Genomic DNA, 12,335 nt, shown 5'->3' on the forward strand with positions numbered 1-12,335 from the left:
GGGCCCCCTCAGTGGGCGTAACGGGGCGCCGGCCTAGGTGAAGCGCCGGAGCCGCAGGCTGTTGGTGACGACGAAGACGGAGGAGAAGGCCATCGCCGCACCGGCGATCATCGGGTTGAGCATGCCGGCCGCCGCGAGGGGAAGGGCGGCGATGTTGTAGCCGAAGGCCCAGAAGAGGTTGCCCTTGATGGTGCCCAGGGTGCGGCGGGAGAGGCGGATGGCGTCGGCGGCCACGAGGAGGTCGCCGCGGACGAGGGTGAGGTCGCCGGCCTCGATGGCGGCGTCGGTGCCGGTGCCCATCGCCAGGCCGAGGTCGGCGGTGGCCAGGGCGGCGGCGTCGTTGACGCCGTCGCCGACCATGGCGACCGTACGGCCCTCGGCCTGCAGGCGGGTGACGACGTCGACCTTGTCCTGCGGAAGGACCTCGGCGATGACCTCGTCGATGCCCACCTCGCGGGCGACGGCCTCGGCGACGGCCTTGTTGTCACCGGTCAGCAGGACGGGCGTCAGGCCCAGGCGGCGCAGCTCGGCGACGGCGCGGGCGCTGGTGTCCTTGACGGCGTCGGCGACGGTGAGGACGCCGCGGGCCTCTCCGTCCCAGGCGACGGCCACGGCGGTGCGCCCCTGGTCCTCGGCGGCGGCCTTGGCGGCCGCGAGGGGGGCGGGCAGCTCGATGAACCACTCCGCCAGGAGCTTCTCCCGGCCGACGATGACCGCGTGTCCTTCGACGACGCCCTGTACGCCCAGGCCGGCGACGTTCTCGAAGGTCTCGGGGGTGGGCAGGGCGCCGGTGCGGGCGGCGGCGCCGTCGGCGACGGCGCGGGCGACGGGGTGCTCGGAGGCGTGCTCCAGCGCGCCGGCCAGCCGCAGCAGCTCCTGCTCGGTGACGCCGGGGGCGGTGACGACCTCGTGGAGGGCCATCTTGCCGGTGGTGACGGTGCCGGTCTTGTCCAGGACGACAGTGTCGACGCGGCGCGTGGACTCCAGCACCTCGGGGCCCTTGATGAGGATGCCCAGCTGGGCGCCGCGGCCGGTGCCGACCATGAGGGCGGTGGGCGTGGCCAGGCCCAGGGCACAGGGGCAGGCGATGATGAGGACGGCCACGGCGGCGGTGAACGCGGCGGTGGCGTCGCCGGTCACGAACAGCCACGTGAGCAGCGTGCCGAGGGCGATGAGCAGGACGACGGGGACGAACACGCCGGAGATGCGGTCGGCCAGGCGCTGCACGGCGGCCTTGCCGTTCTGGGCGTCCTCCACGAGCCGGGCCATGCGGGCGAGCTGGGTGTCGGCGCCGACGCGGGTGACCTGTACGACCAGGCGGCCGGAGGTGTTGACGGTCGCGCCGGTGACCGCGTCGCCGCGGGTGACGTCCACGGGCACGGACTCGCCGGTGAGCATGGAGGCGTCGACGGCTGAGCTGCCCTCGACGACGGTGCCGTCGGTGGCGATCTTCTCGCCGGGCCGTACGACGAAGCGGTCGCCGACCGCCAGCTCCCCCACGGGGATGCGCACTTCGCGTCCGCCGCGCAGCACGGTCACGTCCTTGGCGCCCAGTTCGAACAGGGCGCGCAGGGCGGCGCCGGCCTTGCGCTTGGACTTCGCCTCCAGGTAGCGGCCGGCGAGGATGAACGTGGTCACGCCGGCGGCGGCCTCCAGGTAGATGGAGGAGGAGCCGTCCGCCCGGGAGATCGCGAAGTCGAAGCCGTGGCGCATGCCCGGCATGCCCGCGTGGCCGAAGAAGAGGGCCCACAGCGACCAGCCGAGTGCGGCGAGCGTGCCGATGGACACCAGCGTGTCCATGGTCGCGGCACCGTGCCGGGCGTTGGTCCACGCCGCCCGGTGGAAGGGCAGGGCGCCCCACACCACGACCGGGGCGGCCAGCGTCAGGGACAGCCACTGCCAGTTGTCGAACTGCAGCGGCGGCACCATCGCCATGAGCACCACCGGCAGGGAGAGGAGCAGCGACACCAGCAGTCGCTGCCGGAGCGCCCCGGCCTCGTCGTCCTCCGGGCCGTCACCCGGGGCGGTCGTCTCGTCCCGGGCGGCCGGCCGGGCCGGCTCCTGTGCCGTGTAGCCGGTCTTTTCGACGGTGGCGACGAGGTCGGCGACCTCGGTGCCCGGCCCGTAGGCGACCTTCGCCTTCTCGGTGGCGAAGTTGACCGTCGCCGTGACGCCGTCCATGCGGTTGAGCTTCTTCTCGATGCGGGCGGCGCACGAGGCGCAGGTCATGCCGCCTATGGAGAGCTCGACTTCGGAGGCGGGCGCGGCGGGGACCGCGGCCTGCTCGGGGGCGATGCTGGTCATGGGGTGGCTCCAGGGGGGAGGGCCGGGCCGTGCGGCGTCCCTATCAGGGGAGCGGCACGGCCGGCGCGGAATACCGGGAGGGGGTATGGGTCGGGTCTCAGGCGCGGCCGGCGAGCTCGTAGCCCGCCTCGTCCACGGCGGCGCGCACGGCCTCGTCGTCCAGCGGGCCGGCGGAGGCCACGGTGACCAGGCCGGTGGCGGCCACGGCCTGGACGGACGTCACTCCGGCGATCACGGAGAGCTCCTGAGCGACCGAGCCCTCGCAGTGGCTGCAGGTCATGCCGGTCACCTTGTAGACGGTGGTGATGCCGTTCGTCGGGGAGGTCATGGTTGCTTCCTTCAGGACGTATGCGGTGGCTTGCACAGGGGGTCCGGGGTGGCTCCCGGCGTCTCCTGACGTGAAGAACCATATACCCCCCAGGGGTATTCCGGAAGGCGGGGCGCACGGCCGGGGCCGGGCCGGTCGCGGGGCCGTATCGTTGCGACGCGTGAACCTTCATGTCGTCATAGGATTCGGGCCCGCCGGAGCGGCCACCGCCCGGCTGCTTGCCGGAGCGGGCCATTCCGTACGGGTCGTCACCACGTCGGGCCGCAGCCCGGAACCCGGCATCGAGCACGTCGCGTGCGACGCGTCGGACAGCGAGCGGCTGACCGCGGCCGTGCGGGGCGCGACCGCGATCCACCACTGCGCCGCGCCGCCCTACCACCGCTGGGCGAACGCATGGCAGCCACTGGCCTCGTCGGTCTGCGCGGCGGCCGAGGCGACCGGGGCCGTCCTGGTGATGCTGGGCAACCTCTACGGCTACGGTCCGGTGGACGGCCCCCTGACCGAGGAGCTGCCGCTCGCGGCGACCGGCCGCAAGGGGCGGGTGCGCGCCGCCGCGTGGGAGCAGGCGCGGAAGCTGCACGAGCAGGGCCGCATCAGGGCGGTCGAGGTGCGGGCCTCGGACTTCTTCGGGCCCGGCGTGACCGACGGCGGGCACCTCGCCGCACGGGCCGTGCCCCGGCTGCTGCGCGGCAAGCCGGTCTCCGTGCTCGGGGATCCGGACGCGCCGCACAGCTGGACCTATCTGCCCGATGTGGCCAGGGCTCTGGTCGAGGTCGCGGGCGAGGAACGGGCCTGGGGGCGCCCCTGGCACGTTCCGACGGAGCCCGCGCTGTCCACCCGGCAGATGGTCGACCGCCTTGCGGCCCGGTCGGGAACGGGGCCCGTCGCGGTGCGCCGGCTGTCGCCGGCCGTGCTGGGCGTCGCGTCGGTGTTCTCCCCGCTGATCCGCGAACTGAAGGAGATCCGCTACCAGTTCGACCGGCCGTTCGTCGTCGATTCGAGCGCCTACGAAGCCGCGTTCGCCGTACGGGCCACGCCCGTCGACGAGCAGGTCGGGGCAACGGTGGAGTGGTGGCGTGCGCGAGCGGCCACCACCGGCTGACACTCGGCGCCGGCGGGACGGGGGCTGACCGACGGCGAGCGCGGCCGCGTCAGTCGAGGCGGGCGCGGAGTGCGTCGACGGCGATGCGGGCGGCGGTGCCGATGACGGCGTCGGCCGGCGGAAGGACGGCGGCGGGGCTGGCGGCTCGGGTGAACACCGCCACGGCGTAACGCCCGCCGTCCGGGTACTCGACGACCCCGACTTCGTTGCGGACGGTGGGCAGGCTGCCGGTCTTGCCGGCGACGTGGACGTCGTCGAAGGGGAAACCGGAGGCCAGGCGGTGGGGCCAGACCTGCAGCCCCATCAGCCGGCGCATCGCGGCGGCGTGTTCGGGGGCACACGCCTCGTCCCGCCAGATCGCGCCGAGCAGGCGGGTCATGTCGCGTGGGGTGCTGCGGTTCGTGGCGGCGGGGTCGAGCACGCGCAGCCCGGCGACGACGCGGGGGTCGGCCAGCGCCTGGGGGCCGCCGGGGCCGGTGTCTTCCTTGAGGAGGGCGAGGAATGCGCCGAAGGTGTGAACCGCGTGGGTGCGGGTGAGGCCCAGGCGCCGGGTGGTGTGGTTGACGGCGTCCAGGCCGACGCGGTCGAGGAGGAGGTCGGCGGCCGTGTTGTCGCTGACGGCCATCATCAGGTAGGCGGCGTCGCGCAGGGACAGGCGGGTCTCGTCCAGCATGGCGGCGAGTCCGGTGGGGCCGGGTGTGCGGCCGTGCGGCGGGCACACGGTCTGCTCGGAGAGGTCCAGCAGGCCGGCCTCCGCCTGCTGGTGAAGGGCCACGAGCAGGCAGAGCTTGTGCACGCTGGCGGTGACGACCGGCTGGTCGGCGCCCGCGTCGATCTGGGCTCCGGAGTCGATGTCGACGGCGTGCAGCCAGCCGGTGACACCGGCCTCGGCGAAGGCGGCGCGGACGCGGCTGCGGGTACGGGCCTTGGTCTCGGTCATATCCAGTACTCCGCCGTCGGGCGCAGGTGCAGGGGGCTGGGGGGCAGGTCGCCGTCGGCTGCGGCCGTGACGGCGAGGGCGTCGGTGACGGTGTCGGCGAAGGCCAGGGCGGCGGCGTCACCGCGCCCCTTGGGCCAGGCGGCGGAGTGCCGCAGGGCCAGCGGGGCGCCGGTCAGCGGGCGCCAGGTGATGTCCGGGTCCTGGGTGGGGCCGGCGTCCCGCGGGCCGAAGGCGACGGCGCGGGAGGAGAGGATCAGGCCGCGGGTGAAGCTGGGGCCCTGCCCGTGGCGGACCGCGGCGGGGGTGTAGCCGTGCCGGGCGCAGGTGGTCAGCAGGTCGTCGTGCACGGCCGGGGCCTGGGTGCGGGGGAAGAGGATCAGGTCGTATCCGGTGAGGGCGGCCAGCGGAACCGTTCCGGCGCGGGCGGCCGGGGCGTGCCGGGGCAGCAGCACGCCCAGCTCGTGGCGCAGGACGGGGCCGAGCTCCAGCCCGGCGACGTCGCAGGGGTGACGTACGAGCCCCACGTCCAGGTCGTGCGAGGCGAGCCCGGCGAGCTGGTCGGCCGTGGGCAGTTCGTGCAGCTCCAGTTCCACCCCGCCGTGCTGCCGCTGGAAGCCGGCCAGGATCGCGGCGATGGTGTCGCCGGCGAGGTCGGGCGGCAGGGCGGCGCGCAGCAGCCCGCTGCGGCCCTCCCGGATGCGGCGGGCCGTCGCCGTCAGCGCCTCGGAGCGGGCCAGGATCTCGCGGGCCTCGTCCAGGAGCAGGGTGCCGCCTTTGGTGATCGTGACCTGCCGGCTGGTGCGCTCGAACAGGCGCACTCCCAGCTCGCGCTCCAGGCGCTGGATGCGCTGCGACAAGGGCGGCTGGGCCATGCCCAGACGCTGGGCGGCCCGGCCGAAATGTGACTCTTCTGCAACAGCCACGAAGCACTGGAGGTGGCGTATCAGGTCCACGAGCAGGGACTATATCGCAGGTTGATCGATCGGATATCGATATCGATCTTGGACGGGCGGGCCGGGGTGCTGCTCTTCTCGGGGCATGCCTTTCCTTCCCTCTCACCGGCGCTCCGGGCGCCGCGCCCCGGTTCCCCCGGTCTCCGGTCCTTCGCACACCGCCGCACGCCCCGGGCGGCGCCCCCGTGCGGCCCGCCTGGCCCTCGCGGCCACGGGCACGCTCGCCGCGGCGACCGGCGGGGCGTACGCCGCCGGGTGGGGGCCCTTCGCCTCCGGGGCGACGCCCTCCGATCCCGCGGCCACGGCCCAGGCACGGGCGTTCCTGGCCGACTGGGCGGCCGGCAGGATGAAGGAGGCCGGGAGCCGCACCACCAGCCCCCGGCAGGCCGAGAGCACACTGCGGAACTTCACCGCCGGCCTTGAGATCCGCGAACCCGCCCTCACGGCCGCGACGGCCACCACCGCACAGGCCGGCACGGTCACCGTGCCCTTCACCGCGAAGATGCCCGTCACCGGCCTGGGAACCTGGACCTACACCTCGAAGCTCCCGCTGCGCAGAGGGCAGGACGGGACGTGGAAGGTGGACTGGACCCTCTCCCTCGTCCACCCGAAGCTCAACAGCACCGACAAGTTCCGTCTGGAACGCGGGAGCACCGGCACGGTCGAGGCCACCGACCGCCGGGGCGCACCCCTGTCCGGCAGCACGTACCCCTCCCTGGGACCCGTCGTCGCCCAACTCGGCAGGGCTGCCGGAGGCGGCCCCCGGGGAGCCATCCGGCTCGTCGACCGCGTCTCGGGAGAGAGCAAGGGCACGGAGGCCACCTTCGGCACCGCACCCGCCCGGGCCGGCGACGGGCCCGTGCGCACCACCATCGACCCGGCGTGGCAGGCGGCCGCCGAGAAGGCCCTCGCCGCCAGGAGCCGGGGGAAGAACGCCGCCCTCGTCGCCCTGCGGGCCGGCACCGGGGAGATCCTCGCCGTGGCGAACTCCCCGTCCTCCGGCTTCAACCGTGCCGTCTCCGGCACCTACGCGCCCGGCTCCACCTGGAAGATCGTCACCAGCAGCGCACTGCTGCTCAAGAACGCCGTCACGCCGGGCACCGTCGTCGACTGCCCCAAGTACCTGACGGTCGGCAAGCAGTTCCACAACATGGAGCTGGCCGAGCACCGGGGCGCCACCTTCGCCAAGGACTTCACCGAGTCGTGCAACACCGCCTTCATCAGCCTGCGCGACAGGCTCGGTGACCGGGAACTGGGCGACGTGGCCAAGAAGTACTTCGGCGTGGGCCACGACTGGAACATCGGCATCCCCTCCTTCGACGGGGCGGCCCCCGCACCGCGCGACCAGACCGACAAGGCCGCGGCGATGATCGGGCAGGGCAAGGTCCTGGGCAACCCGCTGACCATGGCGTCCGTCACCGCGACAGCGGTCTCCGGCACGTTCCGCCGGCCCACCCTCCTCCCCGGCACCCGCGGCACGACCGCCACCACCACGCCGCTCCCCAAGGACGTGGTCGACCGGCTCCGCACACTGATGCGCGCCACGGTCACCGACGGCACCGCCAAGGGCCTGGCGGACCTGCCCGGCGACGTCGGTGCGAAGACCGGTACCGCCGAGGTCTCCGAGCAGGCCCCCAACAACGGCTGGGTCGCCGCGCACCGGGACGGCGTCGCCGTCGCCGCCGTCGTGGAAGGCGGCCTCAGCGGCAGCGCCTCCGCCGTACCCCTCGTCCACGACGTGCTGGCCGCCGTGCCGGCCGGCCGTTCCTGACCGGCCACCGCCGGGCCGTCACCGACCACCGCGACCACCACCGACCCCAGCCGACCTCAGCCGACCGCCGATCCGAAAGGCCATCACGCCATGAACGCATCCCCCACGAGGCGCTCCGTCCTCGCCGCCCTGACCGGGCTCGCAGTCGTTCCCCTCACCGGGTGCCGGACCGCCACTCCCGCCTCCGCGCCGCCCACCGCATCGCGTGGCGCCGGCCAGAACGCCGAGCGCGCGTTCGGTGAGCTGGAGACGGCGTACGAGGCCCGGCTGGGCGTCTTCGCCGTCGACACCGGCAGCGGCCGGACCGTCGCCCACCGGCCCGACGAGCGTTTCGCCTACGCCTCCGTCTGCAAGGCGTTCCTTGCCGCCGCCATGCTGAAGAAGAACACGCTCCAGCAGCTCGACCGGCACGTGCGGTACAGCAGCGACGTTCCGGTCGGCCACTCGCCGGTCACCGCCCAGCACGTCGACAGCGGCATGACCCTGCGCGAACTGTGCGACGCCGCCGTCCGCTACAGCGACAACGGCGCGGCCAACCTCCTCTTCGACGAACTCGGTGGCCCCAAGGGCCTGCAGGACGCCCTCGTCGCGGTCGGCGACCGCGTCACCCGGGCCGACCGGTACGAAACCGACCTGAGCGAAGCCACCCCCGGCGACCCCCGGGACACCAGCACCCCGCGCGCCATGGCCACCGACCTGCGCGCATTCGTCCTCGGCGATGCCCTCGCCCCGGACAAGCGGGCGCTCCTGACCGACTGGCTCAAGCGGAACACCACGGGTGACAAGCTCATCCGCGCCGGCGTCCCGCGCGGCTGGGAGGTGGGCGACAAGACGGGATCGGGGGGCTACGGCGCGCGCAACGACATCGCCGTCCTCTGGCCCCCCAAGGCCGCCCCGATCGTCATCGCCGTCTTCTCCAGCCGCACGACCAAGGACGCGAAACCGGACGACACGCTCATCGCCAAGGCCGCCGAAGCCGCCGTCAAGGCCCTCGCCCGCTAGCCCTCCGGCAGCCGGCGCACCTCGCCCGTGCCCAGCGTGATCACGGCCCGGGGCCGCATGGGCTCCTCGCCGCGCCGGGAGAGCAGGACCACCTCCTTGACCACGGCCGACAGGGAGCCGAGCCGGACGGCGCACTCGGCGGCCAGGGGCTGCGGGTCCTGAGTACGGCCGAGGGACAGGTGCGGGGTGAAGCGGCGGTCGCGCCCACGGCACAGCGGGAACGGCTGCCCCAGCGCCCGGTGGAGGCGGGCCCACGGTGCCGGGCCCGCCGCTGCCGGATCGAGCCACACCGTCGCGTGGTGCCGGTGCCGGAAGTACCGCACGCCGGCCAGACGCGCCGTGAACGCCGCGCTGTCCGCCGCCCCGGCGGACAGCAGCGGCACGGCCCGCGCGAATTCCTCCTCCGGTACGAAGCCGAACAGCAGGTTCACGTGCGGCGGCCACCGCCGTACCTGCGGATCGTGCTCCCAGCGGATGTCCTGGATCGCCGGCCACAACTCCTGCGGCGGCAGCCACGCCACCGCCGTCCGGGCCGTGGGCGCCACGTCGAGCACGTCCACCGGCTCGGCTCCGCCGAAGACCGGGTTCCCGTCCACACTGCCATGGTCCGGGCCGCGCCCGCATCGCACGAGTCGGCGGGGCGCGCACCGCCGCTAGGACCGGCCGTCGGAAGGGCGGAGGACGTCGCGCAGGTCGGTGATCCCGTAGCCGCGCGCGTGGAGGGCGTCGATGAGCACGGGCAGTGCCTGCGCGTCGAGCACGGAGTCCTGTCCGTCCGGCATGCCGACGTGCATCTGCAGGATCGCCCCGGGCCGCAGCGCGTCCAGCGCCCGCCGGACGGCCTTCTGCACGGACATGCCGCCCCCCGTGCCGAGGTAGCCCTTGGTGTCCGCGGTGTACTCGATGTCGGCGAAGCCGAGGGCGTTGACCTCGGCGATCCGCTGGGGGGCGGTGTCCCCGTAGGGGAAGCGGAAGAACGGCAGTGGCTCCACGCCGGTCGCGGACCGGATCGCGCGGTCGGCCTTCAGCACCTCCACCGCGCGCTCCCCCGGTGTCAGGGTTTCGAAGTGCGGGTGGCTGTAGGAGTGGTTGCCGATGCCGTGCCCGGCCGCCGCGAGGGACCGGGCGACGGCCGGATGCCGTTCGGCGAAGTCACCGGTCAGGAAGAAGGCCGCCGGAACGTGGCGCCGGTGCAGCTCGTTCAGCACCGCGTCGATCCCCGCGTCGTGCCAGGCGGCGTTGAACGTCAGGGCGACCACGTGCCGTTGTGTGCGCATCGTGCGGTTCTCGGAGCCGTAGAGGGCGTGCGGCGGGTCCAGGGGCTCGTCCTGTCCGGCAGCGGGGCCGACTGTCGTACCCGCGGCCAGGACCGCCGTCACGAGGGCGGACAGCACACGGACGGCCCACCGCGATGACTTCGGGAAAAGGATCACACGGCACGCTACAGGGCGGTACCGGGCGGGAGTTGGATGCCGGGCCGGTGCCCCGCGCTCTTCCGACGACGCGGGGATCGTTTCTCCCTCCTCGTTCGAGTGGCGGCTGCATGCCCGTGCACACCTGAGGGCAGCTCTGGGGCGTTCCCGTCGGCTCCTCCTGCGCGAAAGGCGGATCAACCTCGACCGTTCATGAGTCCTCGTCGGTTCGCTGACAGGGACTTTTGCTTGTGCGGATGACGGCTTTCTGGTGGTGGGGCAGGGTGAGGGCCCGGTTGTCGCGCAGGGTGGGCGCCGGGTTCCGCTCTCCGGTGGCGGTGCGGGTTGGTGGCCCAGGCCGGTGTCGCGGGTGTTTCGGATGCGGTCCTCGCAGCGTGCCCGGCGGCGGTGAGCCAGTCGAGGAAGGCGTGGGTGCCGCCGGCGGAGTCGGTGCGGATCAGGGTCTGCCGTCCCCGCCGCAGGTGGGTGGGGAGTTGGGCCAGGGCGAGCCGGGTGGTTTCGATGTGATCGCTTGCGGTGTTGGAGCCTGCGTTGCCGGGCCCTTGCGCCACGGCGCCGATGCCGCCGATATCGCACCGTCCAGCCCGGGCTTGCGGACCGTCCCGACCAGCAGCGCCGCCCCGGCCTGCGAGACCACCCCGCGGCCGTTGCCCTCGACAAGGACAGACGGATAGCACCCACAACTCTTCTTCACCTGGAGCGCGCCTACTTCCTGCTGCGGACAGAGCCTTCGACACGTGTCATCCTCCCAGGCCAGGAGTACACTCACTGAATTTGATCAGCTATCGGACGCCGCACTCGACGAAGTACCACGTCCTCGACCAGCCGCAGGAGCCACCACCGAAATGATCTCCCTCCGCGAAGTACTCGATAGTGATCTGCCCACATTTTGGGAGCACCTCTCTGATCCCGAGGCGCAACACGTGGCCGCGGTCACCAGGAAGTACCACTACGACAGGGCGCTCTTCGACAGCTACTGGGCCAGGATCCGTTCCAACCCCGATGTCCTGATGCGTACTGTGCTCGCCGACGATGAGGTGGTCGGCCATGCTGCGGTGTACGGGCCGCCGAACGAACGCGAGGTCACCTACTGGATCGGCCGAAATCACTGGGGCCGCGGCATCGCCACAGCGGCGCTCACGGTGCTGGTCGATCTCGTCAGAACCCGGCCGTTGCATGCCCACGCAGCAGCCGATAACGCAGGCTCGATCCGCGTACTGGAAAAGTGTGGCTTTGTGATCACCGGGCATGGCAGGGGATTCGGCCAAGCACGCGGCGGTGAGATCGACGAAGTGCTCCTCGCTCTCACCTGAGATCCATGGGCCGTTCCGCCCAGCCTGGGAGCATCGCGGAGACACCCCGGGCTCCATCACCTGACAAGTGCCCCCAGCTTGAGGCAAGTAGATTCATCGGAATACCCGATCCTCCCAGGTCGGAGGAGCGCTCCTGCTTTTTGATCATGAGCAGACGTCGCACTCTGCTGAAAGCGCGAGGTCAATGCGTCGCATTGCCGGCCACGGACGGCGGAAGCCCGCCGGCTCACCCGGCGGTGGGCCGACCAGGCGGGGGCTCCTGCGCCTGGCGGCTGCCGCCGGGGCGGTGGCGGCGGCAGGTGCCGCCGGTCCGGCCTTCGGCCACGGGAAGGATTCGGCGCTGCCCGGGGCCGCGAAGGGCCGGCCGCCCGTGACCGGACCGCTGGCCGGGCAGGATTTCGCCAGGCTGCCGATCAGCGAGAAGAAGGTGGCGCTGACCTTCGACTGCGGCAGCAGCCCGGACGGCGTCGACAAGGTGCTGGCAGCCCTTGAGGCGCACGCACTGCCCGCGACGTTCTTCATGACCGGCCGCTTCGCCTCGGACCACGCCGAAGCGGCCCGCCGCATCGGCCGCGCGTACCCGGTGGGCAACCACTCCCTGACCCACCCCGAATTCCCCAAGCTCACGCACGACGAACGCGTACGGGAACTCCGTGCGGCGGACCGGTCCATCGAAAGGGCCATCGGGCGGGCTCCCGCCCCCTTGTTCCGCTTTCCGTTCGGCGCGGTCGACCGGCAGTGCACCGACGAGGTGAACGCCGAGGGGTACGTCTGCGTCCGCTGGACGGTGGACACCGTGGGCTGGAAGGGCGCCGCCGCCGGGGCCACCACCGATACCGTCATCGCCCGCGTCATGGAGGCCCTGACCCCGGGCGCCATCGTCCTCATGCACGTCGGCCGCACGAGCACGGCCGACCCCTCCACCGTGGACGCGACGGCCCTGCCCCACCTGATCGAGGCCATCGACGGCCAGGGCTACGACTACACCTCGCTCGCCCCCCTCATCGGCTGACCGTCCCGGCGTCACCGGCCTGCAGCCGGCGGCGGCGCGGCCTACTTCTTGCGGGCCTTCGCCGCCGCGCACCCAGCCCACCCTTCCTGCTGCCCCGGTCGCATGGCCACCGCTACCACGGTAGGGGTCCGCATCCCCCGGCCGGGGCGCCGTCCGGTCACCCCCGGATGTATGTAC

General features: G+C 73.0%; 11 protein-coding genes and 1 pseudogene. 5 read left to right on the top strand and 7 right to left on the bottom strand.

All coding sequences use genetic code 11. From position 1 onward, the window contains the following. Window positions 1-33: 33 nt before the first annotated feature. Both IE182_RS09110 and IE182_RS09115 read right to left on the bottom strand, forming a co-directional pair. A complete protein-coding gene (locus tag IE182_RS09110; protein ID WP_190109189.1) occupies window positions 34-2,304 on the bottom strand; it encodes a heavy metal translocating P-type ATPase in 2,271 nt (756 codons plus the stop codon). 97 nt (window positions 2,305-2,401) lie between these two features. Continuing rightward, entirely contained in the window at window positions 2,402-2,632 is a 231-nt protein-coding gene (locus IE182_RS09115; protein ID WP_190109190.1) for a heavy-metal-associated domain-containing protein, read from the bottom strand. A gap of 160 nt (window positions 2,633-2,792) precedes the next feature. Here IE182_RS09115 and IE182_RS09120 point away from each other — a divergent pair, with 160 nt between their 5' ends. Further along, a complete protein-coding gene (locus IE182_RS09120) occupies window positions 2,793-3,734 on the top strand; it encodes an NAD-dependent epimerase/dehydratase family protein (protein WP_190109191.1) in 942 nt (313 codons plus the stop codon). Between the two features lie 49 nt (window positions 3,735-3,783). On the opposite strand, the gene IE182_RS09125 is transcribed toward IE182_RS09120, so the two are convergent. Together IE182_RS09125 and IE182_RS09130 are read right to left on the bottom strand one after the other, a co-directional pair. Next, a complete protein-coding gene (locus tag IE182_RS09125; RefSeq protein WP_190109192.1) occupies window positions 3,784-4,674 on the bottom strand; it encodes a serine hydrolase in 891 nt (296 codons plus the stop codon). Then, complete coding sequence (locus IE182_RS09130) at window positions 4,671-5,627, bottom strand: LysR family transcriptional regulator (protein WP_190109193.1); 957 nt, start codon at window positions 5,625-5,627, stop codon at window positions 4,671-4,673. Before IE182_RS09130 ends, IE182_RS09125 begins: the two co-directional genes overlap by 4 nt. A gap of 85 nt (window positions 5,628-5,712) precedes the next feature. Here IE182_RS09130 and IE182_RS09135 point away from each other — a divergent pair, with 85 nt between their 5' ends. Together IE182_RS09135 and bla are read left to right on the top strand one after the other, a co-directional pair. Beyond that, window positions 5,713-7,398, top strand: coding sequence for a penicillin-binding transpeptidase domain-containing protein (locus tag IE182_RS09135; protein WP_190109194.1), 1,686 nt, complete (start codon window positions 5,713-5,715; stop codon window positions 7,396-7,398). A 90-nt stretch (window positions 7,399-7,488) separates the two neighbouring features. Beyond that, window positions 7,489-8,400 (top strand): class A beta-lactamase, encoded by a 912-nt coding sequence (bla, locus tag IE182_RS09140; RefSeq protein ID WP_190109195.1) that lies wholly within the window; start codon window positions 7,489-7,491, stop codon window positions 8,398-8,400. Here the strand turns inward: bla and IE182_RS09145 are convergent. The 3 genes and pseudogenes from IE182_RS09145 to IE182_RS31935 form a co-directional block, all read right to left on the bottom strand. Continuing rightward, window positions 8,397-8,996, bottom strand: a complete 600-nt coding sequence (locus IE182_RS09145; RefSeq protein WP_190109196.1) for a 2'-5' RNA ligase family protein — start codon at window positions 8,994-8,996, stop codon at window positions 8,397-8,399. The two genes, bla and IE182_RS09145, sit on opposite strands and share 4 nt — an antisense overlap. Before the next feature lie 57 nt (window positions 8,997-9,053). Next, complete coding sequence (locus tag IE182_RS09150) at window positions 9,054-9,794, bottom strand: polysaccharide deacetylase family protein (RefSeq protein ID WP_229844680.1); 741 nt, start codon at window positions 9,792-9,794, stop codon at window positions 9,054-9,056. Between the two features lie 428 nt (window positions 9,795-10,222). After that, window positions 10,223-10,378 (bottom strand): annotated as a pseudogene (locus IE182_RS31935) (IS1380 family transposase); the annotation flags it as partial. Window positions 10,379-10,678: 300 nt separating this feature from the next. Here IE182_RS31935 and IE182_RS09160 point away from each other — a divergent pair. Both IE182_RS09160 and IE182_RS09165 read left to right on the top strand, forming a co-directional pair. Further along, entirely contained in the window at window positions 10,679-11,146 is a 468-nt protein-coding gene (locus IE182_RS09160; protein ID WP_190109197.1) for a GNAT family N-acetyltransferase, read from the top strand. Between the two features lie 370 nt (window positions 11,147-11,516). Then, a complete protein-coding gene (locus IE182_RS09165) occupies window positions 11,517-12,158 on the top strand; it encodes a polysaccharide deacetylase family protein (protein ID WP_190109198.1) in 642 nt (213 codons plus the stop codon). The last annotated feature ends 177 nt before the right edge of the window (window positions 12,159-12,335 follow it).

Source organism: Streptomyces cinnamoneus, from assembly GCF_014650495.1.
Taxonomy (GTDB): domain Bacteria; phylum Actinomycetota; class Actinomycetes; order Streptomycetales; family Streptomycetaceae; genus Streptomyces; species Streptomyces cinnamoneus.

Bases quoted from the DNA above. Each gene is read 5' to 3' on its own strand.
- IE182_RS09125 (WP_190109192.1), bottom strand. From the start codon at position 4,674: ATGACCGAGACCAAGGCCCGTACCCGCAGCCGCGTCCGCGCCGCCTTC.
- IE182_RS09160 (WP_190109197.1), top strand. From the start codon at position 10,679: ATGATCTCCCTCCGCGAAGTACTCGATAGTGATCTGCCCACATTTTGG.
- IE182_RS09135 (WP_190109194.1), top strand. From the start codon at position 5,713: ATGCCTTTCCTTCCCTCTCACCGGCGCTCCGGGCGCCGCGCCCCGGTT.
- IE182_RS09115 (WP_190109190.1), bottom strand. From the start codon at position 2,632: ATGACCTCCCCGACGAACGGCATCACCACCGTCTACAAGGTGACCGGC.
- IE182_RS09110 (WP_190109189.1), bottom strand. From the start codon at position 2,304: ATGACCAGCATCGCCCCCGAGCAGGCCGCGGTCCCCGCCGCGCCCGCC.
- bla (WP_190109195.1), top strand. From the start codon at position 7,489: ATGAACGCATCCCCCACGAGGCGCTCCGTCCTCGCCGCCCTGACCGGG.